27 protein-coding genes are annotated in these 25099 nt (G+C 44.4%); 18 read left to right on the top strand and 9 right to left on the bottom strand.

Going from position 1 to position 25099, the window contains the following annotated elements:
* Positions 1 to 243: 243 nt before the first annotated feature.
* The 4 genes from mltA (at position 244) to R7D93_RS11670 (ending at position 3934) form a co-directional block, all read left to right on the top strand.
* Positions 244 to 1347 (top strand): murein transglycosylase A, encoded by a 1104-nt coding sequence (gene mltA / locus R7D93_RS11685; protein WP_225496631.1) that lies wholly within the window; start codon positions 244 to 246, stop codon positions 1345 to 1347.
* Between the two features lie 99 nt (positions 1348 to 1446).
* Positions 1447 to 2256 (top strand): tRNA cyclic N6-threonylcarbamoyladenosine(37) synthase TcdA, encoded by an 810-nt coding sequence (gene tcdA / locus R7D93_RS11680; protein WP_225496628.1) that lies wholly within the window; start codon positions 1447 to 1449, stop codon positions 2254 to 2256.
* Positions 2257 to 2275: 19 nt separating this feature from the next.
* Positions 2276 to 2704 carry a cysteine desulfurase sulfur acceptor subunit CsdE gene (csdE, locus tag R7D93_RS11675; RefSeq protein WP_213968929.1) on the top strand — a complete coding sequence of 143 codons (429 nt, stop codon included), beginning with the start codon at positions 2276 to 2278 and terminating at the stop codon, positions 2702 to 2704.
* A 309-nt stretch (positions 2705 to 3013) separates the two neighbouring features.
* Entirely contained in the window at positions 3014 to 3934 is a 921-nt protein-coding gene (locus R7D93_RS11670; protein ID WP_025768228.1) for a GGDEF domain-containing protein, read from the top strand.
* A gap of 33 nt (positions 3935 to 3967) precedes the next feature.
* Here R7D93_RS11670 and csdA read toward each other — a convergent pair whose 3' ends face one another.
* From csdA to R7D93_RS11650, 4 genes are all read right to left on the bottom strand, one after another.
* Positions 3968 to 5179, bottom strand: a complete 1212-nt coding sequence (gene csdA / locus R7D93_RS11665) for a cysteine desulfurase CsdA (protein WP_062730471.1) — start codon at positions 5177 to 5179, stop codon at positions 3968 to 3970.
* Positions 5179 to 5778 (bottom strand): DJ-1 family glyoxalase III, encoded by a 600-nt coding sequence (locus R7D93_RS11660; RefSeq protein WP_213962822.1) that lies wholly within the window; start codon positions 5776 to 5778, stop codon positions 5179 to 5181. The genes csdA and R7D93_RS11660 overlap by 1 nt, the downstream gene beginning before the upstream one ends.
* Positions 5775 to 6665 (bottom strand): 2-dehydropantoate 2-reductase, encoded by an 891-nt coding sequence (gene panE / locus R7D93_RS11655; RefSeq protein ID WP_206949382.1) that lies wholly within the window; start codon positions 6663 to 6665, stop codon positions 5775 to 5777. The genes R7D93_RS11660 and panE overlap by 4 nt, the downstream gene beginning before the upstream one ends.
* A 108-nt stretch (positions 6666 to 6773) precedes the next feature.
* Positions 6774 to 7619: an outer membrane protein OmpK gene (locus tag R7D93_RS11650; RefSeq protein ID WP_005391741.1), complete on the bottom strand. Its 846-nt coding sequence runs from the start codon at positions 7617 to 7619 to the stop codon at positions 6774 to 6776.
* Positions 7620 to 7942: 323 nt separating this feature from the next.
* Between R7D93_RS11650 and R7D93_RS11645 the strand changes: the two genes are divergently transcribed.
* Genes R7D93_RS11645 through R7D93_RS11630 form a run of 4 tightly spaced genes read left to right on the top strand, consistent with a single transcriptional unit; the run spans position 7943 to position 11179 of the window.
* Entirely contained in the window at positions 7943 to 8539 is a 597-nt protein-coding gene (locus tag R7D93_RS11645; RefSeq protein WP_213868637.1) for an LON peptidase substrate-binding domain-containing protein, read from the top strand.
* Positions 8536 to 9894, top strand: coding sequence for a DUF4397 domain-containing protein (locus tag R7D93_RS11640; protein ID WP_130545067.1), 1359 nt, complete (start codon positions 8536 to 8538; stop codon positions 9892 to 9894). Before R7D93_RS11645 ends, R7D93_RS11640 begins: the two co-directional genes overlap by 4 nt.
* 44 nt (positions 9895 to 9938) lie before the next feature.
* A complete protein-coding gene (locus R7D93_RS11635) occupies positions 9939 to 10523 on the top strand; it encodes an RNA polymerase sigma factor (protein ID WP_005380255.1) in 585 nt (194 codons plus the stop codon).
* Positions 10520 to 11179 (top strand): ChrR family anti-sigma-E factor, encoded by a 660-nt coding sequence (locus R7D93_RS11630; protein ID WP_213868636.1) that lies wholly within the window; start codon positions 10520 to 10522, stop codon positions 11177 to 11179. The genes R7D93_RS11635 and R7D93_RS11630 overlap by 4 nt, the downstream gene beginning before the upstream one ends.
* Before the next feature lie 63 nt (positions 11180 to 11242).
* On the opposite strand, the gene R7D93_RS11625 is transcribed toward R7D93_RS11630, so the two are convergent.
* The 4 genes from R7D93_RS11625 to R7D93_RS11610 form a co-directional block, all read right to left on the bottom strand.
* Complete coding sequence (locus R7D93_RS11625) at positions 11243 to 12595, bottom strand: AmpG family muropeptide MFS transporter (RefSeq protein WP_005380257.1); 1353 nt, start codon at positions 12593 to 12595, stop codon at positions 11243 to 11245.
* Positions 12596 to 12666: 71 nt separating this feature from the next.
* Positions 12667 to 13212, bottom strand: coding sequence for a peptidylprolyl isomerase (locus R7D93_RS11620; protein ID WP_005380258.1), 546 nt, complete (start codon positions 13210 to 13212; stop codon positions 12667 to 12669).
* Positions 13212 to 13781 carry a YajG family lipoprotein gene (locus R7D93_RS11615; protein ID WP_005380259.1) on the bottom strand — a complete coding sequence of 190 codons (570 nt, stop codon included), beginning with the start codon at positions 13779 to 13781 and terminating at the stop codon, positions 13212 to 13214. The genes R7D93_RS11620 and R7D93_RS11615 overlap by 1 nt, the downstream gene beginning before the upstream one ends.
* A 32-nt stretch (positions 13782 to 13813) precedes the next feature.
* Entirely contained in the window at positions 13814 to 14968 is a 1155-nt protein-coding gene (locus R7D93_RS11610; RefSeq protein WP_005385302.1) for a methyltransferase, read from the bottom strand.
* 243 nt (positions 14969 to 15211) lie between these two features.
* On the opposite strand from R7D93_RS11610, the gene bolA reads away from it, so the two are divergent.
* The 9 genes from bolA to nqrM all read left to right on the top strand — a co-directional run bounded on the left by bolA (position 15212) and on the right by nqrM (position 23253).
* Positions 15212 to 15520, top strand: a complete 309-nt coding sequence (bolA, locus tag R7D93_RS11605) for a transcriptional regulator BolA (RefSeq protein WP_005380262.1) — start codon at positions 15212 to 15214, stop codon at positions 15518 to 15520.
* 473 nt (positions 15521 to 15993) lie between these two features.
* A complete protein-coding gene (locus tag R7D93_RS11600) occupies positions 15994 to 17334 on the top strand; it encodes a Na(+)-translocating NADH-quinone reductase subunit A (protein ID WP_005380264.1) in 1341 nt (446 codons plus the stop codon).
* A 5-nt stretch (positions 17335 to 17339) separates the two neighbouring features.
* Entirely contained in the window at positions 17340 to 18584 is a 1245-nt protein-coding gene (locus R7D93_RS11595; RefSeq protein ID WP_005380265.1) for an NADH:ubiquinone reductase (Na(+)-transporting) subunit B, read from the top strand.
* Positions 18574 to 19344, top strand: coding sequence for a Na(+)-translocating NADH-quinone reductase subunit C (locus R7D93_RS11590; RefSeq protein WP_005380267.1), 771 nt, complete (start codon positions 18574 to 18576; stop codon positions 19342 to 19344). The genes R7D93_RS11595 and R7D93_RS11590 overlap by 11 nt, the downstream gene beginning before the upstream one ends.
* The gene (locus R7D93_RS11585) at positions 19344 to 19976 is read left to right on the top strand and encodes an NADH:ubiquinone reductase (Na(+)-transporting) subunit D (RefSeq protein ID WP_005380269.1); all 633 of its coding nucleotides are present in this window, start codon (positions 19344 to 19346) and stop codon (positions 19974 to 19976) included. The genes R7D93_RS11590 and R7D93_RS11585 overlap by 1 nt, the downstream gene beginning before the upstream one ends.
* Positions 19977 to 19983: 7 nt before the next feature.
* A complete protein-coding gene (gene nqrE / locus R7D93_RS11580; protein ID WP_005380270.1) occupies positions 19984 to 20580 on the top strand; it encodes an NADH:ubiquinone reductase (Na(+)-transporting) subunit E in 597 nt (198 codons plus the stop codon).
* Between the two features lie 33 nt (positions 20581 to 20613).
* Positions 20614 to 21837 (top strand): NADH:ubiquinone reductase (Na(+)-transporting) subunit F, encoded by a 1224-nt coding sequence (gene nqrF / locus R7D93_RS11575; protein WP_213868634.1) that lies wholly within the window; start codon positions 20614 to 20616, stop codon positions 21835 to 21837.
* 155 nt (positions 21838 to 21992) lie between these two features.
* Positions 21993 to 22997, top strand: coding sequence for an FAD:protein FMN transferase (locus tag R7D93_RS11570; protein WP_213868632.1), 1005 nt, complete (start codon positions 21993 to 21995; stop codon positions 22995 to 22997).
* 22 nt (positions 22998 to 23019) lie between these two features.
* Positions 23020 to 23253 (top strand): (Na+)-NQR maturation NqrM, encoded by a 234-nt coding sequence (gene nqrM / locus R7D93_RS11565; RefSeq protein ID WP_005380273.1) that lies wholly within the window; start codon positions 23020 to 23022, stop codon positions 23251 to 23253.
* Between the two features lie 158 nt (positions 23254 to 23411).
* Here the strand turns inward: nqrM and R7D93_RS11560 are convergent, their stop codons facing one another.
* Positions 23412 to 24629 carry a response regulator gene (locus tag R7D93_RS11560; RefSeq protein WP_225496626.1) on the bottom strand — a complete coding sequence of 406 codons (1218 nt, stop codon included), beginning with the start codon at positions 24627 to 24629 and terminating at the stop codon, positions 23412 to 23414.
* Positions 24630 to 24816: 187 nt separating this feature from the next.
* Here R7D93_RS11560 and R7D93_RS11555 point away from each other — a divergent pair, with 187 nt between their 5' ends.
* Positions 24817 to 25050, top strand: a complete 234-nt coding sequence (locus tag R7D93_RS11555; RefSeq protein WP_005380277.1) for a DUF2789 domain-containing protein — start codon at positions 24817 to 24819, stop codon at positions 25048 to 25050.
* The last annotated feature ends 49 nt before the right edge of the window (positions 25051 to 25099 follow it).

The following is a 25099-nucleotide window of genomic DNA, read 5'->3' as shown; positions in this document are numbered from 1 at the left end:
TCTCTTGCGTCTGTGAGTCACATGGATGATCACAATTTCATCTCTCAATCAGTAAATCTTACTTTCAAACATAATCCGGACAATTCCGTAATTCTTCCGCTGCTATCATGTTGTATTAACTGAATGAATTCACAACGAGTAAACGGATTGGCTTAGCGTTGAAACATTTTGTCGTTGCTTTTCAATTGCACCGTATGCATTTGTTTGCCATCCTTTTGCTATTCTCTTTTACGGAAAAGACACGTGTTAAAAAAACTCCTTCCTATTATCTCTTTGAGCCTACTCTTTGGCTGTGCTCAACAAAATGATCGTGCTCAGCAATATCTTGATGGTGAGTTTCCTCAGATCCTCAATCAAGTGGATGTGGTTGAGTCTAACAAACCACGCGATTTTACTGAATTTAACAAGCAAGCTGAGCAAGTGGTGATAAAGTCACCATCCATGGCGAAGATATACCAACCGCTATATCAACGATTAAGTGAGTGGGCGCAACAGAGTGGAGATACCAGTGCGTTGAGTGCGTTTGGCATTCAAGCCGCGCAATTGGGTGGTGGTGATAAAAAAGGTAATGTGCTGTTTACCGGATACTTTTCTCCCGTGATGGAGCTGCGTCATACACCAAACGACATTTTTAAGTACCCAGTTTATGGCAAGCCAAACTGCTCATCAGATTGTCCGACTCGTGCGGAGATCTACAACGGGGCATTAGATGGCCAAGGTTTAGTGCTAGGTTATGCGCCTAACCGTATTGACCCGTTTATGATGGAAGTGCAGGGCAGTGGCTATGTGCATTTTGAAGATGATGATACGTTGGAGTACTTCGCGTACGCAGGGAAAAATAATAAAGCTTACGTTAGTATTGGCCGCATTTTGATTGAACGTGGTGAAGTGCCGCGTGAAAAAATGTCTCTCAAAGCGATTAAAGAGTGGGTAATGGACAACGACGACGCAACAGTACGCGAGTTGTTGGAGCAAAACCCTTCTTACGTCTTCTTTGCGCCAAAAGCGGAAGCGCCAGTAACGGGATCGGCTGGTATTCCTTTGTTACCAATGGCCGCGGTCGCGGGTGACCGTTCTATCTTACCAATGGGCACACCAATCTTGGCGGAAGTACCATTGCTGAATGCGGATGGTACGTGGAGCGGTGCTCATCAACTGCGAATGCTGATCGTTTTAGACACTGGTGGTGCGGTAAAACAGAGCCATTTGGATCTGTATCATGGCATTGGTGCGAGAGCAGGAACGGAAGCAGGGCACTACAAGCATTTTGGTCGAGTTTGGAAACTTGGGCTGGAAAACTCACCAACTCAAGCGCCTTGGGCTTTGCCGCCAGAAAAGCTACAATAGCGACCCAAGAAAGAGGAACCGCCTCTTATCTAGACATTTCATCAAAGAGTGCGTATAAATCGCACTCTTTGTTTTTCTATCGATCATCTGGACTTCAATATGCGTGAACTCGATACCCCAGCATCTGACAGCTACAATCAACGCTTTGGCGGCACTCGTCGTCTTTATGGCAACAGTGAAGTGGACATTCTTCGCGCTGCACACGTTTGTGTTATTGGTGTTGGTGGCGTGGGTTCATGGGCGGTCGAAGCGCTGGCCCGTACTGGGATCGGTGAGTTGACTCTGATTGATATGGATGATGTTTGTGTCACGAATATTAACCGCCAAATTCATGCGATGACGGGCACCGTTGGCCAAAGCAAAATTGAAGTTATGGCCGAGCGTGTCAAATTGATCAACCCAGAGTGTAAAGTCAATCTGATTGATGATTTCATCACGCCAGACAATCAACATGAGTACTTAAGCAAAGAGTTTGATTACGTGCTAGATGCGATTGACAGCGTAAAAGCGAAGGCGTCTTTGTTGGCGTATTGCCGCAGCAACAAGATCAAAGTGATCACCACGGGGGGCGCTGGTGGTCAGGTTGACCCAACGCAGATCATGGTCGCTGATTTAACGAAAACGATCCAAGATCCTCTTGCGAAGAAAATCAAAGACACCTTGCGTCGTCATCATAACTTCCCTAAGAATCCGGCTCGTAAGTTTGGTATTGATTGCGTGTTTTCAACCGAGCAGCTGAAGTATCCTCAAGCAGACGGTTCAGTGTGTGGTGTGAAGTCGACAGCGGAAGGCCCAAAACGTATGGATTGCGCTAGCGGTTTTGGTGCGGCGACTGTCGTAACTGCAACGTTTGGCTTTGTCGCGGTATCGCGAATCGTTGAGAAGTTGATTTCAAAATATAAGCAGTAAACTAGAAGAAGAGCGCATCATGACAGATTTTCCCGTTTCTCCATTTGGTACAGATATCACCAGCGAAGACATTGTAGCGACTATGCAGCAATTTAAAGGCTGGGAAGATCGTTACCGTCAGGTTATTCAGTGGGGTAAAAAGCTGCCACAAATGCCAGAAGAGCTGAAATCAGAACAAGTTACCGTTTCGGGTTGTGAAAGCTTGGTGTGGTTAGTGAGCAAAGAGCAAGATGGCGTTTGGCATTTTTGTGCGGACTCCGATGCGCGTATCGTCCGTGGATTGATTACCTTGGTGATGGCTGCTTATGACGGTAAAACGGCCGATCAAATTCAAGCATTTGATATTGATGCTTATTTTGAACAACTGGGGCTTGTCTCCCATTTAAGCCCGTCACGTGGTAATGGCTTGAAAGCTATTGTAGAGCAGATTAAGCAAACCGCCGTGTAACGAGTCATTTTCCCAATTCTTAAAAAACGCCGAAGAGCCTAGCTGTTTGGCGTTTTTTGTATCTGAGTTGAGATATTTTTTGCATATGGATAAAAAGTGTGCAAATGGTCGACTATTTTAGCGTTAATTAACCATTCTATTGATCCTGGTTCATTATATTGCCCACTTGGTTTTTATAAACTCAATTGTATTTAAAATTTGTCTATATTAGATAATAGACATATGCCCCATTCGCTCCTATTCCCCAATGTGGAAACACACTTGGAAGCGATTGGGTTACTTAGATACAAATGCTAGGAACCTCCCTATATGCAATTCACCTTGGAACATGCGCAAGACGTGTTATCCGGAATGCCAGACCCCACTTTTATTCTGAGTGAAGATGGTATCTATATTGATGTTTTTGGAGGAACAGATAAAAAAGCCTATCACGATGGAAGCAATTTGATAGGTAAGACACTTCACGGCGTACTTGAAAAAGATAAAGCCGACTGGTTTATCGAGCAGATCAGTCGATCACTGAAACAAGACAGTATTGTGACGATCGAGTACAAGATGTGCGCCGACAGCATTCAGGGAATAGATGCTAACAGTGGGCCAAGAGGCGACCTATACTACGAAGGCAAGATCTGCCCACTCGCTATAAAATACCGAGGTCGTCGCGTTGTCCTTATTCTTACACGCAACATCTCCAATCGCCACCGAGTTGAAACCCTTCTTCGCCATCAAAGCCAAATTGATGCTCTTACCAACATCTACAACCGACGTGTCTTTTTCGAAAAGCTCACAGAAGAAGTTATTAAATCCCAAGCTCCGGATTATCACTCCGCGTTGTTATTATTTGATTTGGATTTTTTTAAAGTCATCAATGATAAACGTGGTCATGATGCGGGGGATTATGTCTTAGAGACGTTAGCTGATTTGGTTTCTCACTTACTCGTCAAAGACGAAATTTTTGCAAGAGTCGGAGGGGAGGAGTTTGCGATTATTTTGCCAGAAACTTCTCTGTCGGCGGCGAAAGAGGTAGGAGAGGAAGTACGTTCCCACATTCAAAATTGTCAGTTCGAATTTGAAAAGATTGAAATTCCGGTCACGGTGAGTGTAGGCGTGGTGGAAATAGGCAGAAATGAAACCACCAAACGTTTGTATGCGCATGCAGATAAAGCGCTTTATGCTGCGAAAAGAAATGGCAGAAATTGCGTGGCGACTCTGGATAGGCAGATGGAGTAACCTTGTTGGTTACTCCAAATCAAACCGTTGGCGTTATAGCATGTCGACGGCTTTTTCTACGGCGGCGATGAGTCTTTCCACATCGTTCGTCGTGTTATAAATACCAAAAGAGACGCGTACCGTGCCTTTCACATTTAGCGCATCCATCAATGGGTGAGCGCAGTGGTGTCCTGCTCGTACCGCAATGCCTTGTTGATCGAGCAGCGTCGCAATATCTTGGTGATGAACGCCGTCCATGACGAACGTCAGTACAGAGGCATTCGGTTGATAGCCTAGAATATGAATGTCATCCAAAGCGCTTAGTGCTTGGTAGGCCTTATCCTGAAGCGCATGGAGATGAGTCTCTACTTCGTGATGGTCAAAACCTTGGTACCACTCAATGGCTTTCGCTAGAGCAATCGCGCCCGCAACGTTTGGTGTGCCCGCTTCAAATTTTCCAGGAAGTGCAGAAAACGTCGTTTTTTCGAAAGAAACGCGTTCAACCATTTTACCGCCGCCGTGCCATGGTGGCATGGCTTCCAAAAGTTCAAGCTTGCCGTATAAAACCCCAATGCCTGCTGGTGCATAAAGTTTGTGACCTGAGAAAACGTAGAAATCGATATCTGATGTCGATAAATCAAGTTGCTCATGTACGATGCCTTGCGCGCCATCAACTACAACAACCGCGCCAACGTTGTGCGCCAGTTCAGTGATTTTTTCGATAGGTTGGCGTGTGCCTGTTACGTTGGTTATTTGTGTGCAAGCAACAAGTTTACAGCGGTCAGACAGAAGCGCCTCAAATGCACTGATGTCGAACTGGCAATCTGATGTCATCGGAACTTTAATGACTTTAGCACCCGTTTGCTCTGCCACGATTTGCCAGGGCACGATGTTGGCGTGGTGCTCCATCTCGCTAATCAAGATCTCATCACCTGGTTGTAACGTGCTACGGGCGTAGGTTTGAGCAATTAAGTTCAGTGCTTCGGTTGCGCCCCGTGTCCAAATGATCTCTTTAGAGCTGTTTGCACCAATAAAGCTTGCCACTCGTTCTCGTGCCGCTTCAAATTGGCTGGTGGCATTAGCCGTTAAACTATGGCTGCCACGGTGAACATTGGCATTTTGCGCACTGTAGTAATGACTGATGACATTAATCACACATTGCGGTTTTTGCGTTGTCGCTGCGCTATCTAGATACACTAAGGGCGTATCGTTGACGGATTGGTTTAGAGCAGGAAATTGCTCGCGTACAGCATTTACGTCAAACATTATTCTTCACCAAGCTTGTGGTAGTGCAGAGTAGGCAGAGGGATCATTGGTTCAGCAACTGACCATGCGTGTTTTTTACCTGAGAGTTGAATGATTACTTCCATCGCGAACTCTAAAGCTGTACCCGGACCTTGACTAGTGATCAGGTTGTGGTTGATATCAAAGGTCACACGTTTACTGCGCCACTTCTCTACCGGGATATGCGACTGAAAGCTCGGGTGACAGGTCATCAGTGATTGTGGGAAAAGATCATGGTGTTGCAATACCAACGCTGGTGCTGCGCAGATAGCTGCGACCAATTTTCCCTCGTAGATGTGCTGCTTAAGGATTTCTATCATCACCGTACTATCACGGAAAATTTCTGCACCACCAACACCACCAGAAAGCGCTATGGCATCAAACTCATCATCAGCGATATCGACCAGCTTACAATCTGCCGTTAATGTGACTCCGCGAGAAGCTTTCATCGTCAATGAGCCATCAAAAGCAGCACTCGCTACCGTAACGTCATAACCCGCGCGAACCATCATGTCGATAACGGTGACGGCTTCCATTTCTTCGGTGCCTGGAGCGATTGGCACTAAGATTTTCTTACTCATTGTTCTGTCCAGCTTTGTTCTATTTGTTTGATGCGTTGGTAAAGTTTTAAATTCTCAGGCGTATTGATGCGATGTTTCTCGGCAGCCTTTAACAAGTATCCGGTTATAAAATCAATTTCCGTTCGACGCTGATGGAATACGTCTTGTCTCATTGAAGAATAGTTCTCAGCTGTGGCGTTCACCACTTGCATTACCGTATCGAAAAGAGAGCGAAACTCGATAGCAATACCTTCTTTACTCATTACTTCAACCAGTTCTTGAGTGATGCTTTCGAGTTGTATCTTAAACTCGGGCTTCGCAAGTTCACCATTCTTACACTGGAGAATCGCAGTCAGTGGGTTAATCGCGCAGTTGATCGCTAACTTAGTCCATAACGCAGATTGGATGTGTGGATTCCAAATGACCTCTGGAAGGGCATTATGCATAACATCTTGCAGAAAAGTGCACTGCATTCCTTTGTCATTATAACCACCCGCTTGCGTTGTTCCGTGACCGGTATGCAATACGTGTTGGTTATCTGGTTTGTATGCGCCGTGCGTCGTTGTTGCGAGCACTATCGGATTGTTTGGCACAACCTTCTCCACGGCAGAGGCAGTACCCATACCATTGTGCATCAGCATGATAATCGTGTCTGTATTGATATGAGGCAGTAAAGGCTGAATGGCGTCTTCCACTTGCCAAGCTTTTACCGTGATCAAAATGAGGTCCGCTTGATTTACGGAGGAAATATCTTGATTACTGAATACGTTTGCGGGTGTGTCATCCAACTGAAGTGATTGTTGGCTTTCAGAACTTCTTCCCCACAATGAAACATTGTGCCCAGCAAGCTTAAATTTTGTTGCCCAGAGTGAGCCCACCGCACCTGGACCGAGGATAAGGATATTCACCAAACGCTCTCATTAAAAAGGTTTGCTGCAAGGATAATGAGGGAAAAAAGGAAAGCAAATAAAAATGGCGCCGAAAGGCGCCATTTTTGAGCAAACTTAGTGGTTCAATTAGAACTTGTAAGTTACAGCTAGGTAGTGGCTTACACCAGTCGATTCTAGCTCAACACCTGGAGCGACTTGTAGACCGTCTTTTACACCATATACTTCTTTGTATGCTTTCAGGCCGTAACCAACCGCGAAGCGATCTGAGTGCCAGTAAATGCCGTTGAACATTGCACCACCGTTTGACGCGGTAGTACCAAATTTGTTACCAGCATCATCATCCATACCGAATTGGTAATCAATGTAACCTTGGTAAGAAATGAATGAACCATTGTCGAAGAAGTAGAATGGTTTGAACCAGTTAGTCGAGATTTGGAAACCGTTCCAACCTTTGTTGTTGCCATCGTAAGTGCTGTACAGGTTTAGGCCGATTTTACCTAACCAAGGAACCATTACATCAGAACCTAAACCGATTTTCTGGTTGTTTACACCACCGTTGTTACCACCCCATTCCATTAGAGATGCAATGTATAGCTCTTGAACTGGACCGAAAGATAGGTCTTTACCAGTTACTGCATCTAGAGACATACGTGGTGCAAATTTCATGAACATCTTGTCAGGAGCGCCGTTCTCGATTGACTTATCTTGGTTATCTTTAGTCGCTAGGTTAAATACGTCTACGTAACCGTATAGGTCGAAAATACCAGAGCGACCGCCAAATTCCATTTCTAGGTAATCGTGAGCGTTGTCGTCAGCGCCTTTAACTCGTGGCATTTCATCAATTGAGTACATGTAGTTGAACTGCATCCACTTGTAATCGTTTTTGTGGATATCGCCGTCAGAGTAATCTGCCGCCATAACTGGAGCTGAAGTAGCCGCTAGAAGGCTAAGAGCTAAAAGTGATTTACGCATAAGGGGACTCTCTATGTTTGTAATGATTCAGAACACGCAATCTGTGCTGCGCTTTCCAATTGGCGGGAATAATAGCGATAAAAATCCCAAATGAAAGTGATAAAGGGTGCAAAATTGAACGTTTTTGGTGAGTTGTGTCACGAAATTATCTTTATTTACGGAACTTTTTGTTTGTTGCATTCAATTGCAGTAAATATGTGATTTAGATCGTTTGCGTAAGCGATTTTATGACTTTTTAAGCCAGTCGATTAACCAACATAAATCGTTAGTGATCGGAGTGATAAGGGATTCGTATGTATCCGTGAATCAAAGAGGACGTTTGAATGAAAGAAGTCATGTTATTCCCACTCACTTCAGTTGTACTCCCTGAAGGTAAAATGAATCTGCGCATTTTTGAGCCACGATATAAGCGAATGGTAAAGGAATGCAGCCTACAAAATGTGGGTTTTGGAGTTTGCCTAGTAGGAAGTGAAGGTGACCCTAAAGACGTGGGTAACGTTTCATCTATCGGAACTTTGGTCAGGATCGTTGATTTTGAAACATTCAGTGATGGCCTTCTTGGTATTACAGTTGCTGGTGAGCAACGCTTTGTTGTCAAACGCGTCCGTGCAGATGCGGATGGCTTACGTCATGCAGAGGTTGAATGGTTAGACAATTGGCAACATCTAGACAACTCACCAGATTTATTCTTTTTAAGCCAGCAGTTATCCCATGTTTATGAAGAGTTTCCTCAACTTGGAAGCCTCTACCAGCATCGTTTTTACGATGACTCTGCTTGGGTTACTCAGCGTTGGCTTGAGTTACTACCCCTAGACTGCAATCTGTTCGAACAGCTAGTCGGCGCAGAGGACTGTATTTCTGCGTTGCAATTTCTGACAGAAGCCATAGAAGCCCCGACTAACAAAGAGGCAAGGATATGAAAGGATTTAATAAAGCTGCGCTAACTATTGTTGCGACATTAGGACTGGCGGCGTGTGGCTCCGACAGTGACACTATCGAGTATTCCAATTTACAAGCAGTGCACGCGTCTTCTGATGCGCCGCTTGCAAATGTGTGGATCAACGATAAACCATCATTAACGAATGTTGATTATGGTGTGGGATCTGGCTACGTTAAATTGCGAGAGGGGATGAATTCGATTCAGGTCGATGTTCAGCTCCCAGGTAATGAAACCGCGACCGTAATACCTAAAACAGAACTAGATCTTGATTCCGACCTCAATTATAACGTGTTCGTTGTTGGCGATGCCGATGGTTCGCCAAACCCAGTTGAGCCTTTAGTTGTGACTCGCAGCGCCGATTCAATGGCTGATGCCAATAGTCTAGATGTTCAAGTTGTTCATGCAGCTTCAGGTGTTCCTGCTGTTGATCTTTATGTCACTGAGCCAGGTGCTGCTCTTGCTAGCGCGACTCCAATAACTAACCTTGCTTACAAAGCTTCTACCGACGTATTGAACATCCCAGCTGGTGAGTATCAAGTTCGACTTGCCGTAGGAGACAGCGTTGCTTTTGACTCGGGCACAGTATCTCTTGCGGCTAATTCCAACTTGACGATTGCCGCTATCGGCACAGGAGATTCGAATAGCACGTCACCTGTCAAACTCTTGGTGTTGGACGGTTCGGGCTCTTCTATAATTGAAGATATGGGCAGCCAAGCTGAAGTAAGAGTCGGACACCTTGTCGATGGAGCGCCAGTCGTCGATGTTAACGTTAACGGGGCGGCCTTCGCTCCTCTTGCCGACTTAGCGTTCAAAGAGATTCGTGGTTATTTGGATCTTGCTGCTGGCGCTTACGATATTGACGTTTACGTGGATGGCACAACAACTAATCCGATCATAGATGTTGACGGTTTAATGGTTGCGGGTGGAATGGATTACAGTGTTTACGCAGTCGGTGTTGTTAGCCCTGCGATTGATATCGAAGCTCTGGTTGTTGAAGATATGAGACGCGCTGTGGCGACTAGCGCGACGTTGAATGTGACACACGCGGCGGCTAATCCTATAGCGGAAATGGTGGATATTTACCTCACTACGAGTGCAGGAATAGATGGAAGTGATCCAACTATTGCTAATTTTGCGTATAAAGATAGCGTACAAGGATTATATGTCGCTGAAGGTACATATTATGTAACGGTAACAGTGGCTGGTAACCCAAGTATTGTTGCGGTTGACTCAGCACCAGTCAATGTAATGAACGGTGTTGTGTACCAAGTCGTTGCCATTGATGATGGGAACAACGGTGGTTTCAACTTGTTGGTCGATGACGTGACCGATTAGGAAGAATGGGAGGAGGAAACTCCTCCCACAAATTAAGGCCGATTATGATGAGTGATAGCCCGAAAAAACTGGGGCGCAGTGATTGGAACGATTACATGGATAAAGTGAAGGCTCGAGACAAAGACGCGTTCGCTTTTGTATTCCGTTTTTACGCACCCAAGCTGAAGCAATTCGCTTACAAACATGTTGGTAATGAGCAAGTTGCTATGGAGATGGTGCAAGAGACCATGGCGACAGTTTGGCAGAAAGCGCACCTCTATGATGGGGAAAAGAGCGCGTTATCGACTTGGATATATACCATAATCCGAAACCTTTGTTTTGATTTGCTGAGAAAACAGAAAGGCAAGGAATTACACATTCATTCTGATGACATTTGGCCGTCAGAGTATTATCCACCTGATCTTGTTGATCACTATTCACCAGAACAAGATATGTTAAAAGAACAGGTGGTTAAGTTTTTAGATATATTACCGAAAAACCAGAGAGATGTTTTACAAGCGGTATATCTTGAAGAGCTACCTCATCAACAGGTCGCGGAATTATTTGATATACCCCTCGGTACCGTAAAATCTAGGCTGAGGCTTGCAGTAGAAAAGCTAAGGCATTCAATGCATACGGAGCAACTATGAACAAACACCCAGATAACAGCTTGTTAGAAGCATACGCTTCGGGAAGCATTGATGCAGTTTCTGGTCTTGTGGTCGCAACCCATTTAGAAACATGCACCAAGTGCCGAGCTTATGTGAGCCAAGTCGAAGCAAGTCAAGCGAACATCGTAAGTGACATACCTTCTGAGTATGTTTCTGAATTTGACGACATGTTTAATGACATCATCAATGCGGAGCCAGCGACTGATAATATCGTGATCCACGACTCTGCTGCTGTTAATGTGGCAGGAAAAAGTTTCGCTCTTCCTAAAACTCTAGCGCGTTTCTCTGACCTCGTAGGGTCATGGAGAAGTTACGGAGGCAAGGTTTTCAGTGCTCAGATTGACCTAGGGGAAGACGCTCGTGTCAGCTTAATGTACATCGGGGAAGATGTGCAAATTCCTCAACATACGCACAAAGGCCTGGAGTCTACATTGATCCTACATGGTGGATTTAGTGACGAGGATGGCCAATATGAAGAAGGCGATTTGATGATTAGAGACGCATCAGTGAAGCACAGCCCTTACACTAAGGCCGGAGAAGACTGCTTGTGTTTAACCGTATTGACTGAGCCGATGATCTTTACTCAAGGCGTGGCACGTATATTTAATATGTTTGGTAAAGGGTTATACCCATAGACCTCTTATCTTATATCTCGCAAAACAAAAACCACCGAATTCGGTGGTTTTTTATATGTTTCGTTAATGTTTGTGACGTGCTTTTTCCAATAGAGCATCAAAGTAATGTCGTAGCGAGTACAACATAATCAAGCTTGGCACGACCATGACAGCGGTAAGCACGAAGAATGTGCTCCAATCATTAAGATAATCCACTAGCTCGCCACTGAAAGAAGCAAGAGTCGTCCGTCCGAAGTTTCCTAGAGAGGCAAGCAACGCATACTGAGTTGCCGAAAATGCTTGCCCGGTTAGAATCGTCAAAAATGAAACAAAAGCGACAGTTGAGAAAGCAGTCGTAAAGTTATCGACAATAATCGTGGCTAAGTACAAGTGCTCGTTTGGGCCTACCGAAGCAATCCAAGCAAACATCAAGTTACTGGCAGACATAGCAATACCGCCGATCATTAATCCACGTACAATACCAAACCTAACGTTGAACATGCTTCCGACAAAAGTAAAGAAGATGGTGGCTCCCCAACCGATCAGTTTGGAGTAATAGCCAATTTGTTCATTGCTAAAACCAATATCTTTATAGAACGCGATCGACATCCTGCCCAAAAACGCTTCGCCAATTTTAAATAGGAAAACGAACAGCAACAGAGTAATCGCGACACGGACGCCATTGCGATTAAAGAAATCAAGGAAAGGTTCTACAACAGTCACGGTAAACCAAGCTACGACTTTTGAACCAACCACTTCTTTGTGGCGTTGTTCAGCGGCAGACTGAAGTTGTTCGCGTTGAGTCTTCGGTTCACCGACTAAAATCGTAAAGACCATTAGAATGCCGACTATCACCGCCATCCCGTAGTACACACCATTCCAACCGACACTGTCAGCATTAACAAACGCTAAATAACCCGGTAGTGAATAACCTGTCCACCAGCCAATGACCGCCATTGCAGAAGCTTGAGGCAGTTTAGACTCTTCTGACTTTGGGAAAGTATCAATACGAAAAGCATCAATTGCGATGTCTTGTGTCGCTGAAGCCGTTGCGATGCACAAGGCGAGTAGTGACGCAAACACCAAGTTTTCCGCTGGATTAACGCCGGCAATAAATAGGGTAGCGACGAGTACGATACTTTGGCAAAAGAAAATCCAGCTACGTCTTTGCCCCAGCAGTCTAAAGAGGACTGGCAGCTTCACGCGGTCAACCAGAGGTGCCCACAGAAAGTTGATCGCATAGACCGCAAAAACGCTACCAAAATAGCCAATTGCGGAGAGGGTCAAGCCGGCATCTTTTAGCCAACCTGACATGTTTGAACCGATAAGAACCCACGGAAAGCCGCTAGAGCAGCCCAGCATGAAAACCCACATGAGTCGTTTATCGAGGTAACTTTTTACCGTTTCCAACCAAGTGATGGAAGGTAATGAAGACATAAATCAATCCAATAAAATGAAGCCGTTGAAAGAGAAAGCCCTTCGATTATTCAAAGGGCTTATCGTTTTGGCTATTTAAGTAGTGTAGCTTTGGTGATGACGATTTGCGTCTCTGGTACATCACGCATTCGGCCTACTGTTGTGGTCGGCTGCTGAGCCATTTTCTGGATAACGTCGAACCCCTCGGTAACCTCACCAAATACAGCATAACCTGGTGGTCGAGCGCCATAGTTGAGAAAGTCATTGTCGACTAAGTTGACGAAAAACTGACGAGTTGCAGAGTTTGGTGCATTAGTTCGTGCCATGGCGATGGTAGCACGGTCATTGTTTAGACCATTATTTCCTTCGTTTTTGATTGGCGCGTATGTTTTCACCATCTGCATATCTTGGTTAAAGCCGCCACCTTGTGCCATGAAGCCTGGGATAATACGATGAAAAATAGTACCTTCGTAGCTCCCATCTTCTACATATTTCAGAAAATTAGCGACAGTGATAGGTGCTTTCTCTTCGTTTAACTCAACCGTAAATGAACCAAGTGTCGTTTCAAACGCTACTTTTGGTCCAGCCCAAACGCTGCAGCTGAGTAATGCTAAAGACAGAATCGCTTTGCGTAACATTAGAAACGCTCCTGCATGTATTGACGAAGCTCAGGGTCATTGGCAATCTCTTTAAGCGTCAATGTCACCACATCATTCAATGTCTCTTCAATATCGGCATCAGAAGCACTCAATGTGCCAGAGCGCTTTGCTGTACCTGTATAAGTTTTAACTAGCTTGCCCTCAGGTGTCTCTGCTGTGATTTCCAGCACAACTTTAGCATCCATCTCATTTTCCATCACCGAATGCTTCACGTTGACCAACGCTTCTTGAACGCTCAATTCAATCGCGTTGTTGCTGTTTAGATCCGCATGGAAACCTTGAGATGAGAATTGCTTCTCTAATGCTTCTTCTAACGCAATACGTAAATTCTGTTTAGCATGAAGAGGAAGAATGTTCGAACGGCCGTTATCCACCAACGCCACGTACTGCGCTGCACGTACATCTTTGCTGGTCAAACTGTAAGTCTTGCCTTGAACAATTGGATTGGTGCTCAATGTGCTTTCTGGCATCAGGTTCAGCTGAGGTTGTTGAGGGGCTGAACACGCAGCAAGCAACGCAACCGAAGCCGCAAGTACCAATTTTCTCATTTTATTATTCCTTTTAACTATTTTGCTAAAGCTTATTTTGCGCTTAATTTAGCAGGATTTTTTGTAGCCTGTAAAATCACAAACTTATTGTTGGAAGCGATAAGTTTCACATTTTTATCGCCAAACAGACGTTTGAGTTTTGCGTCGTACCCGAGGTGACGATTTCCGATAACCAGTAAACGGCCATTTTCACTTAATACTTGTTTAGCATCGCAGAACATTTGCCAAGCAATATGATCGGTGATTGCCTGTTGTTGATGAAACGGTGGATTACACATAACCATAGAGCTGCTACTGTGTTTAAAACCGTCCAAGCAATTGTTCGCTATGCACTGTATGTCTCTATTTTCACCAAGGTTGTCGCGTAGGTTCTGTTTTGCTGATTCAAGCGCCATAAAACTTTCATCAACACATGTTAGCCGAGCATTTGGATTCAACTGACCAAATTTAACAGACAGAACACCATTGCCGCAGCCGAGGTCGATGACATTGTCTATCGAAGGGTCTTGAGGCAGGTGCTGCAGCATAAAGCGTGCACCTAAATCTAAACTTTCTCCTGAATAGACATTTGGCATGTTCTTGAGTTCGATATCTTCGCCATCAACGCGCCAAGTCGTGAAAGGCATCACTTCAATCGGAGGCTCAACTGTTGCTTGAGAAAACACCAATCTGTGCTTTTTCCAGGCCAAAGATGTTTTTGTTTCGCCTAAGTATTTTTCAAACAGTTTTAGCGTCGAAGTATGAATGTCTTTCGCTTTATTGACTGCAATGACGGGGCAGGAAGCCGGTAGCGCCTTTCTTAATTGGCTTAGTATCCACACTAGATGGCGGTTACTTTTGGGCAGTTGCAGCAAGACGAGATCAATATTGGCAGGAACGAGGTCCATCGTGGTGGCAAACGCTACTTTATTGCACTGGTTTTGCTCGAGATTTTGCTGTGCACCTTTATGTGAGATGAATGAATCACTCATTAGCGTTACATGGTGCTTTTCCGAAAACCAGCAGGAGAGGGCACCAAAGCTGTCATTAATCACGAGGATGTTTTGATTGTCTGGCAAAGCAAGCTCTTCAACATGATTAATAAGATACTCATCACCGGCATCCCACGCTTGTAGCGTTTCGTTACTACGTTTTGGGAAACGATGAAGTGTTAAGCTTCGCTCGTGAAGGTTCAGTTCGGTTTTCATAGCTAAATGTAAGTTGATTTAGAAATTAAGTGTTATTGTCGCAAATGATGACGTGTCGAGATACAAAAAGCTGTCAAATTTTACGAGTTCAGTGATGACTGCTCTCTAGGCATGTTCATGGAGTCGAGCGCCTTGAGACAATATGTCTACAAAGTGCGTCAATAATGAGAGTGACGTTTGAGTGATGCATGTCTGCTTTACTTAGGTATATACTTATGGAATTCGCATCAATGAGGAACGAATATGATCCAAGAAATCATAGAGAAGAAACTACACAGTGAGCTGCAACCCAGCTATCTCAAAGTCATTAATGAGAGCTACATGCATAATGTGCCACCAGGCTCAGAGAGTCATTTCAAAGTGATTGTTGTGAGTGATTCGTTCGCGGGACAGCGTTTGATTGGGCGCCATCGTCAAGTTCATCAAATTTTGGCAGATGAACTGGATAACCACATTCATGCATTAGCTATTCATACATACACTGATGAAGAGTGGAAGCGTGAACAAGATGGCGCCCCTGATAGCCCGATGTGTATGGGTGGCGGTCACTAAAAACGCAAGATATAAAGGTGCAGAGAAAGGTGGCTTAAGGCCATCTTTTTTCGTTTTACATTCTTTAGGGACGTTAACGTGGCACAAATTCTGGTTAAAAAATGTGTTAACAGTGTTTCAACAAATGAATGGAAATTGCAGAATATTTCAGGCGATGAATATCACTTTTCCATAAGATATGTATGGAATATGGCATTTGTGCGATGGGTCAAAGTTATGACTATTCTTTGACCTTTTAGACCTGATTCTACCGAAATAACCCCTCTATTCTAATGATTGATCATGGCATCAAGTTCCTAAAAAATGCTAGACTACGGCACCTGATAAATCTCGCGTATTCCTTGTGACGAGATTTTTAATAGGATGTTGCGATTTTGATGTTTAAAACAACATCAAAACCGGACACTGATGTCGTGTCTAAAAGTTACGCAATCAAAAGAATCTTTTTCCCGATAAAAGTAGTGCAAGTGCGTATGATTACAATAAAGAAGGGCTTGGATCTTCCTATCGCAGGAACTCCATCCCAGGTGATTAATGATGGTAAGACCATCAAAAAAGTCGCCTTGCTTGGCGAAGAGTACGTTGGCATGCGACCTACCATGCATGTCCGCGTTGGTGATGAAGTGAAAAAAGCGCAAGTTCTTTTTGAAGATAAAAAGAACCCAGGCGTGAAATTTACTGCACCAGCAGCCGGTAAAGTGATCGAAGTTAACCGTGGCGCTAAACGTGTCCTTCAATCTGTAGTGATTGAAGTGGCAGGTGAAGAGCAGGTGACATTTGATAAGTTCGAAGCCGCTCAACTTTCAGGTCTAGATCGTGAAGTGATCAAGACTCAGTTGGTTGACTCTGGCTTATGGACCGCTTTACGTACTCGTCCGTTTAGCAAGGTTCCTGCAATCGAGTCTTCTACTAAGGCTATTTTCGTAACTGCAATGGATACTAATCCACTAGCAGCTAAGCCTGAGTTGATCATTAATGAGCAACAAGAAGCATTCATTGCTGGTCTAGACATTCTTTCAGCCCTGACAGAAGGCAAGGTTTACGTATGTAAATCTGGCACTAGCTTGCCACGCTCTTCACAGTCTAACGTAGAAGAACACGTCTTCGATGGCCCTCACCCAGCAGGTCTTGCTGGCACCCACATGCATTTCCTATACCCAGTAAATGCAGAGAATGTGGCGTGGAGCATCAACTACCAAGACGTTATCGCGTTCGGTAAGCTGTTCCTAACTGGTGAGCTATGCACAGATCGTGTTGTTTCTCTAGCTGGCCCAGTTGTGAATAACCCTCGTCTAGTTCGTACCGTAATGGGTGCAAGCTTAGATGACCTAACAGATAACGAGCTGATGCCTGGCGAAGTTCGTGTGATCTCTGGTTCAGTACTAACAGGTACACATGCAACTGGTCCACACGCATACCTTGGCCGTTACCATCAACAGGTTTCTGTATTACGTGAAGGCCGTGAAAAAGAACTATTTGGCTGGGCAATGCCTGGTAAGAATAAGTTCTCGGTAACTCGCTCTTTCCTTGGTCACGTATTCAAAGGTCAGTTGTTCAATATGACAACGACGACCAATGGTAGTGATCGTTCAATGGTTCCAATTGGCAACTACGAACGCGTAATGCCTCTAGATATGGAGCCTACTTTGCTGCTTCGTGATCTATGTGCCGGCGACACAGACAGTGCTCAAGCACTGGGTGCGCTTGAACTGGATGAAGAAGATCTAGCATTGTGTACCTTTGTATGTCCAGGTAAGTACGAGTACGGTACGTTACTTCGTGAATGCCTAGATACTATCGAGAAGGAAGGGTAATTTTCATGGCTCTTAAAAAGTTTCTTGAAGACATCGAGCATCATTTTGAGCCTGGTGGCAAACACGAAAAATGGTTTGCCCTGTACGAAGCTGTAGCAACAGTTTTTTACACGCCAGGTATCGTAACAAATAAAAGCTCGCACGTTCGTGATAGCGTTGACCTAAAACGTATCATGATCATGGTTTGGTTTGCGGTATTCCCAGCAATGTTCTGGGGTATGTACAACGCAGGTGGCCAAGCTATTGCAGCACTTAACCACATGTACGCTGGTGACCAACTAGCGACAGTTATCGCAGGTAACTGGCACTACTGGCTAACAGAAATGCTTGGCGGCACTATCGGTGCGGAAGCGGGTGTTGGCAGTAAGATGCTACTAGGTGCGACTTACTTCCTGCCAATCTACGCAACAGTATTTATTGTTGGTGGTTTCTGGGAAGTGTTGTTCTGTATGGTGCGTAAGCACGAAGTTAACGAAGGTTTCTTTGTAACTTCTATCTTATTCGCACTTATCGTTCCACCAACGCTACCTCTATGGCAAGCGGCGCTAGGTATCACATTTGGTGTTGTTGTAGCAAAAGAGATCTTCGGTGGTACAGGTCGTAACTTCCTTAACCCTGCACTTGCAGGTCGTGCATTTCTATTCTTCGCTTACCCAGCGCAAATTTCGGGTGACGTAGTATGGACTGCAGCTGACGGCTTCTCTGGTGCAACTGCTCTTAGCCAATGGGCTCAAGGTGGTAACGGTGCTCTAGTTAACACAGTAACTGGCGCTCCTATCACTTGGATGGATGCGTTCATCGGTAACATCCCTGGTTCAATTGGTGAAGTATCGACTCTAGCTCTAATGATCGGTGCAGCGATGATCGTTTACATGCGAATCGCTTCATGGCGCATCATTGCGGGTGTAATGATCGGTATGATCGCAGTATCGACTCTGTTTAACGTGATCGGTTCTGACACTAATCCAATGTTTAATATGCCATGGCACTGGCACCTAGTTCTAGGTGGTTTTGCATTCGGTATGTTCTTCATGGCAACGGACCCAGTATCAGCGTCATTTACTAGCAAAGGTAAATGGTGGTACGGCATCCTGATTGGTGCAATGTGTGTGATGATCCGTGTAGTTAACCCAGCGTACCCAGAAGGTATGATGCTGGCGATTCTATTCGCGAACCTATTCGCACCTCTGTTCGACCATGTAGTGATTGAGAAGAACATCAAGCGGAGACTAGCACGCTATGGCAAGTAATAACGACAGCATTAAAAAGACGCTGGGTGTTGTTATCGGGTTGAGCCTTGTTTGTTCAATCATCGTATCAACAGCAGCAGTAGGTCTGCGTGATAAGCAAAAAGCTAACGCTGTCCTAGATAAGCAATCAAAGATCGTTGAAGTTGCAGGCATTGACGCAAACGGTAAGAAAGTACCAGAGCTATTTGCTGAGTACATCGAACCTCGTCTAGTAGACCTTGAAACAGGTAACTTTACTGAGGGTAATGCATCTACGTACGATCAACGTGAAGCATCAAAAGATGCAGAACGTTCAATCGCATTGACACCAGAAGAAGACGTAGCTGATATCCGTCGTCGCGCGAATACAGCAGTAGTGTACCTTGTAAAAGATCAAGATGAAGTCCAAAAAGTTATCCTGCCTATGCACGGTAAAGGACTATGGTCGATGATGTATGCCTTTGTAGCCGTTGAAACTGATGGTAACACTGTGTCTGCTATTACTTACTACGAGCAAGGTGAAACTCCTGGACTTGGTGGTGAAGTAGAGAACCCTTCATGGCGCGATCAATTCATTGGCAAGAAATTGTACAATGAAGATCACCAGCCAGCGATTAAGGTCGTGAAAGGCGGCGCACCGCAAGGTTCTGAGCACGGTGTTGATGGCCTATCAGGAGCGACGCTCACTAGTAATGGTGTTCAACACACATTTGACTTCTGGTTAGGTGATATGGGCTTTGGTCCTTTCCTAGCAAAAGTTCGTGACGGAGAACTTAACTAATGTCTAGTGCACAAAACGTTAAAAAGAGCATCCTAGCGCCAGTGTTGGATAACAACCCAATCGCGCTACAAGTTCTTGGTGTATGTTCTGCTCTTGCAGTAACAACTAAACTAGAAACAGCTTTTGTAATGACACTAGCGGTAACATTTGTAACTGCGTTGTCTAACTTCTCTGTTTCATTGATCCGTAACCACATTCCTAACAGTGTGCGTATCATCGTTCAGATGGCAATCATCGCATCGTTAGTAATCGTGGTAGACCAAGTGCTAAAAGCTTACCTATACGATATCTCTAAACAGCTATCTGTATTCGTTGGTCTGATTATCACTAACTGTATCGTAATGGGTCGTGCTGAAGCATTCGCAATGAAGTCTGCGCCAGTACCATCTCTTATTGACGGTATTGGTAACGGTCTAGGTTACGGCTTCGTTCTTATCACTGTAGGTTTCTTCCGCGAGCTATTTGGCTCAGGCAAACTATTTGGTCTAGAAGTTCTACCTCTAGTGAGCAACGGTGGTTGGTACCAGCCTAACGGCCTAATGCTACTAGCACCATCAGCATTCTTCCTAATCGGCTTCCTTATCTGGGTAATCCGTATTCTGAAACCAGAACAAGTAGAAGCGAAGGAGTAAGGACGTCATGGAACATTACATTAGTCTGTTAGTTAAATCGATTTTCATCGAAAACATGGCTCTGTCTTTCTTCCTAGGTATGTGTACTTTCCTTGCCGTATCTAAGAAGGTTAAGACCTCTTTCGGCCTAGGTGTTGCAGTTGTGGTAGTTCTGACTATCGCTGTTCCTGTGAACAACCTGGTATACAACCTAGTTCTGAGAGAGAACGCGTTAGTTGAGGGCGTGGACCTTAGCTTCCTAAACTTCATCACCTTTATCGGTGTAATTGCAGCACTTGTACAGATTCTAGAGATGGTCCTAGACCGTTTCTTCCCACCTTTGTACAACGCGCTAGGCATCTTCCTACCGCTGATCACAGTAAACTGTGCAATCTTCGGTGGTGTATCTTTCATGGTACAACGTGACTACAACTTTGCTGAATCGATCGTTTACGGTTTCGGCTCTGGTGTGGGCTGGATGCTAGCAATCGTTGCTCTTGCAGGTATCCGTGAGAAGATGAAGTACTCTGACGTACCTCCAGGTCTACGTGGTCTTGGTATCACATTTATCACTGTAGGTCTTATGGCGTTAGGCTTTATGTCTTTCTCTGGTGTTCAACTGTAAGTCGGGTAAACCGCAACAATTAAGGAATAGTCAATGGACATTATTCTTGGTGTAGTGATGTTTACTCTGATCGTACTTGCACTAGTACTAGTGATTCTTTTCGCTAAGTCTAAGCTTGTACCAACAGGTGACATTACAATTTCTGTGAACGATGACCCTTCTCTGGCGATCGTTACACAACCAGGTGGTAAGCTACTGAGTGCTCTAGCAGGTGCTGGCGTATTCGTATCTTCTGCTTGTGGTGGCGGTGGCTCATGTGGTCAGTGTCGCGTAAAAGTTAAATCAGGTGGTGGCGACATCCTACCAACCGAGCTTGACCATATTACTAAAGGTGAAGCGCGTGAAGGTGAGCGTCTAGCGTGTCAGGTTGCAATGAAAACTGACATGGATATCGAGCTTCCTGAAGAAATCTTCGGCGTTAAGAAGTGGGAATGTACTGTTATCTCTAACGATAACAAAGCGACATTCATCAAAGAGCTTAAGCTGCAAATTCCAGATGGCGAATCAGTACCTTTCCGTGCTGGTGGTTACATCCAGATTGAAGCTCCTGCTCACCACGTGAAATACGCAGACTACGATATTCCTGAGGAATACCGTGAAGACTGGGAGAAGTTCAACCTTTTCCGTTACGAGTCTAAAGTTAATGAAGATACCATTCGTGCATACTCTATGGCTAACTACCCAGAAGAGCACGGTATCATCATGCTTAACGTTCGTATCGCAACTCCGCCGCCGAACAACCCAGACGTACCACCAGGCATCATGTCTTCGTACATCTGGTCTCTAAAAGAAGGCGACAAGTGTACTATTTCTGGTCCATTTGGTGAGTTCTTTGCGAAAGATACAGATGCAGAAATGGTATTCGTTGGTGGTGGTGCTGGTATGGCTCCAATGCGCTCACACATCTTCGACCAACTTAAGCGTCTGCACTCTAAGCGTAAGATGTCTTTCTGGTACGGCGCACGTTCTAAGCGTGAAATGTTCTACGTAGAAGATTTCGATATGCTACAAGCTGAGAATGACAACTTCGTATGGCACTGTGCACTGTCTGATCCACTTCCAGAAGATAACTGGGATGGTTACACTGGCTTTATTCACAACGTTCTTTACGAGAACTACCTACGTGATCACGAAGCGCCAGAAGACTGTGAATACTACATGTGTGGTCCACCTATGATGAACGCTGCTGTAATCGGCATGCTGAAAGATCTAGGTGTAGAGGATGAAAACATCCTACTAGATGACTTCGGTGGTTAATTCCTCCAAGTGATTGAATCTATGGCTAGCTCTCCAAGAGCTAGCCATTATTTTTTATAGACATAAAACTGATACTCAACAGTTGATATAGGTAATCGGATTGAAAGGATTGGTCCTATTTCCCATATCAATTCAACAACATTGGGAGTTAACAAGTGAAAAAGTGGCTTGTTGCATTCGCTTCTCTATTGATTTTGGCTGGCTGTGAGCAGCCTGCAGATCAAATTCATTTAAGTGGTCCTACCATGGGGACTTCTTACAACATCAAGTATATCGAGCAAGATGGTATTCCAACGCCAAAAGAGATGCAGATAGAAATTGATCGCTTATTGGAAGAGGTTAATGACCAAATGTCGACCTATCGTGACGACTCAGAGTTAAGTCGTTTTAACCAGCATCAAACGAGCGAGCCATTTACAGTTTCGACACAAACAGCAACGGTAGTGAAAGAAGCAATTCGTCTTAACGGTCTTACTTTAGGCGCGTTGGATGTGACGGTCGGCCCTCTAGTTAATCTGTGGGGGTTTGGTCCAGAAGCTCGTCCAGATGTAGTTCCAACCGATGAAGAACTCGCTGCTCGCAAAGCAAATACCGGTATTCACCACCTATCTGTTGATGGTAATAAACTGTCCAAAGATCTTCCTAACTTGTACGTCGACCTATCGACGATTGCGAAAGGTTGGGGGGTTGACGTGGTTGCTGACTACCTTCAATCTGAAGGGGTACAGAACTTTATGGTCGAAGTTGGCGGTGAAATGCGTCTCAAAGGTGTCAATCGTGAAGGTGTGCCTTGGCGTATCGCAATTGAAAAACCGACCGTTGATGAACGTTCAATTCAAGAAATTATTGAACCAGGCGACATGGCAATTGCAACAAGTGGTGACTATCGTAATTACTTTGAGAGTAATGGTGTGAGATACTCTCATATTATTAATCCACGAACAGGCAAACCAATTCATCATAAAGTGGTGTCTGTAACGGTATTAGATAAATCGTCGATGACTGCTGATGGTCTTGCAACTGGTCTTATGGTGCTAGGTGAAGACAAAGGCATGGCAATTGCGAACGAAAATAATATTCCTGTTTTCATGATTGTGAAAACGGAAGATGGTTTTAAAGAGTTGGCTTCGGAAGCATACAAGCCATTCATGAAGAAATAACAACAGAAGTGAGCATGTTTTTATGAATACATTTCTAATTACCTTTGCTGTGTTTGTCGCGGTAATCACTGCAATGGCTGTCGGATACATTTTCCAAAAGAAAGTCGTGAAAGGTAGCTGTGGTGGCTTAGGGGCAGTTGGCATCGAAAAAGTGTGTAATTGTCCAGAACCCTGCGATGCGCGTAAAAAACGTGAAGCGCGAGAGGCTGCGCGTGCTGAGAAATTGGCGGCGTGGGAAAAAGATAGAATTGCTTAGTATTGGTTAATCGTACTAAGAAAGTGATAAAGCTCAGCGTTCTGCTGAGCTTTATTTTTAGGCGGCTAACCAAAACTCAGATGTCCGAGAAAGAGCTCAATACCGTGTTTTGTTGTTTCTTTCTCTCATGTTATAGAGCAAGACTACATCGATAATCATTAGGACGAAGCAATGATTTGGTTACGTCCGTTCTCTTTGGCCATGTAAAGTCGCTCATCCGCCACTTTTATTTGTTGTTCTAGCTCCCCCACGATGTTGCTTACACCAATACTCGCGGTCACAAGAATGTTTTTGTCCAAATAAGTTATTGGCGTTTTTTCTATGCGCTGTCTCATTTGTTCTAAGCGTGTTAGAAAGCCGTCATAGTCGCCACTGGCTTGAATACAAAACTCCTCACCACCAAGCCTAGCGACAATATCATTTGGAAAATAGATTTTTAGAATATTCGCTATCATGACTAGCACTGCATCGCCGCCCTCATGTCCGTGTGTATCATTTACTTGCTTAAAGAAATCGATATCAAGCATCGCGATGTTTCTTTGAGCGTTTTCTACATGGGGCTGCTCAAACAGAAAGCGGCGGTTCCATAAGCCCGTTAGCGCATCTTGATTTGCCATTTTAAACAGTTCAGATGTTGCGTCTTTGATATCTAACAGTTGGTGAATACGGCAAAAAAATTCTTCTTGATTAAATGGCTTGTATAAAAAGTCATTGGCCCCTGCTTTTAGAAACCTAGCCGTCATGGTCTTAGAGTTACTACCCGACAAGCCGAGAATGGCTAATTGATTTTTATCCCACTTCCGACGTAATTCACGCACCATAGTAATGCCATCTTTAACGGGCATATCATGGTCGGTTAAAACGAGAGTGATATCTGGATTTTGCTCGACAAGCTCTAGGGCTTTTTGCCCATTGTCAGCTTCCAACGTCTGAATATATTGATGCTCCAAAAGTTGGGCAATGTGTCTTCTTACGGTGTGTGAATCATCAACGACTAAACATTTGTGTTGTTGATTGTTGGTTAGTCGCTTGAGGAGTGGTAATAGATAGGAAACGGACGCCATGCTGTCTTTCAAAATATAGTCGAGGACACCTTTTGCAAGCATCTTTTCGCGAGTGTCTTCTTGAAATCGAGCCGTTAAAACAATGACACGATGACCATGTTCCAAAACGAGATCAATAATCTCGCCATCTTGAGCATCCGGTAAACAATAGTCTAAAACCGCACAGAAGAGGTCCTGTGCTGAAGATAACAAGTTCTTTGCCTCCGCGTAGCTTTCCGCTGCGATGACCTCATAACCAGCTTGGCTTATTGTTTGGCAAAGAAAGTTTTTAAATGCACGACTATCTTCAACAACCAGAATCTTATTACTCAAGCGCAGTCCCCAAAATTAATTGTTTAAAATCAATGATAACTAAAATTAAACTTATCGCCATCAAAAAACACATGTCAACCAAAAGTAGAACAACTACTCAAATGTTTGACACGCATCCGTTAACATCACATCATTATTCCTGTCTTAGTTATATAATTATGTTTAGCTAACGTAGGGAGAAAGTAGTATGGAAATGCATCAACATGGTATGGCTGAGCTATTTCAACAACTGGGCCTCGGTAGCTCTCCTCAAGAAATGAAAGATTTTATTAATCAACATCGACACAAAAGAGATTCTGCGCCTTTACATGAAGCTAGCTTTTGGACGATGTCACAGGCGAACTTTCTAAAACAAGCCATCGAAGAAGATGCAGATTGGGCCGAATTGGTCGATCAATTGGACGTAATGCTTCGAGATTGACGTTCGTTTAAACACGCCCATTTCTCTTCAGGTAGATTTGATTTATACT

Source organism: Vibrio sp. YT-15, assembly GCF_033337445.1.
Taxonomy (GTDB): domain Bacteria; phylum Pseudomonadota; class Gammaproteobacteria; order Enterobacterales; family Vibrionaceae; genus Vibrio; species Vibrio alginolyticus.
This window is presented reverse-complemented; position numbering and strand designations above follow the sequence as displayed.

Bases quoted from the DNA above. Each gene is read 5' to 3' on its own strand.
- tcdA (WP_225496628.1), top strand. From the start codon at position 1,447: ATGCGTGAACTCGATACCCCAGCATCTGACAGCTACAATCAACGCTTT.
- csdE (WP_213968929.1), top strand. From the start codon at position 2,276: ATGACAGATTTTCCCGTTTCTCCATTTGGTACAGATATCACCAGCGAA.
- R7D93_RS11670 (WP_025768228.1), top strand. From the start codon at position 3,014: ATGCAATTCACCTTGGAACATGCGCAAGACGTGTTATCCGGAATGCCA.
- csdA (WP_062730471.1), bottom strand. From the start codon at position 5,179: ATGTTTGACGTAAATGCTGTACGCGAGCAATTTCCTGCTCTAAACCAA.
- R7D93_RS11660 (WP_213962822.1), bottom strand. From the start codon at position 5,778: ATGAGTAAGAAAATCTTAGTGCCAATCGCTCCAGGCACCGAAGAAATG.
- R7D93_RS11650 (WP_005391741.1), bottom strand. From the start codon at position 7,619: ATGCGTAAATCACTTTTAGCTCTTAGCCTTCTAGCGGCTACTTCAGCT.
- R7D93_RS11645 (WP_213868637.1), top strand. From the start codon at position 7,943: ATGAAAGAAGTCATGTTATTCCCACTCACTTCAGTTGTACTCCCTGAA.
- R7D93_RS11640 (WP_130545067.1), top strand. From the start codon at position 8,536: ATGAAAGGATTTAATAAAGCTGCGCTAACTATTGTTGCGACATTAGGA.
- R7D93_RS11635 (WP_005380255.1), top strand. From the start codon at position 9,939: ATGATGAGTGATAGCCCGAAAAAACTGGGGCGCAGTGATTGGAACGAT.
- R7D93_RS11630 (WP_213868636.1), top strand. From the start codon at position 10,520: ATGAACAAACACCCAGATAACAGCTTGTTAGAAGCATACGCTTCGGGA.
- R7D93_RS11625 (WP_005380257.1), bottom strand. From the start codon at position 12,595: ATGTCTTCATTACCTTCCATCACTTGGTTGGAAACGGTAAAAAGTTAC.
- R7D93_RS11620 (WP_005380258.1), bottom strand. From the start codon at position 13,212: ATGTTACGCAAAGCGATTCTGTCTTTAGCATTACTCAGCTGCAGCGTT.
- R7D93_RS11615 (WP_005380259.1), bottom strand. From the start codon at position 13,781: ATGAGAAAATTGGTACTTGCGGCTTCGGTTGCGTTGCTTGCTGCGTGT.
- R7D93_RS11610 (WP_005385302.1), bottom strand. From the start codon at position 14,968: ATGAAAACCGAACTGAACCTTCACGAGCGAAGCTTAACACTTCATCGT.
- bolA (WP_005380262.1), top strand. From the start codon at position 15,212: ATGATCCAAGAAATCATAGAGAAGAAACTACACAGTGAGCTGCAACCC.
- R7D93_RS11600 (WP_005380264.1), top strand. From the start codon at position 15,994: ATGATTACAATAAAGAAGGGCTTGGATCTTCCTATCGCAGGAACTCCA.
- R7D93_RS11595 (WP_005380265.1), top strand. From the start codon at position 17,340: ATGGCTCTTAAAAAGTTTCTTGAAGACATCGAGCATCATTTTGAGCCT.
- R7D93_RS11590 (WP_005380267.1), top strand. From the start codon at position 18,574: ATGGCAAGTAATAACGACAGCATTAAAAAGACGCTGGGTGTTGTTATC.
- R7D93_RS11585 (WP_005380269.1), top strand. From the start codon at position 19,344: ATGTCTAGTGCACAAAACGTTAAAAAGAGCATCCTAGCGCCAGTGTTG.
- nqrE (WP_005380270.1), top strand. From the start codon at position 19,984: ATGGAACATTACATTAGTCTGTTAGTTAAATCGATTTTCATCGAAAAC.
- nqrF (WP_213868634.1), top strand. From the start codon at position 20,614: ATGGACATTATTCTTGGTGTAGTGATGTTTACTCTGATCGTACTTGCA.
- nqrM (WP_005380273.1), top strand. From the start codon at position 23,020: ATGAATACATTTCTAATTACCTTTGCTGTGTTTGTCGCGGTAATCACT.
- R7D93_RS11555 (WP_005380277.1), top strand. From the start codon at position 24,817: ATGGAAATGCATCAACATGGTATGGCTGAGCTATTTCAACAACTGGGC.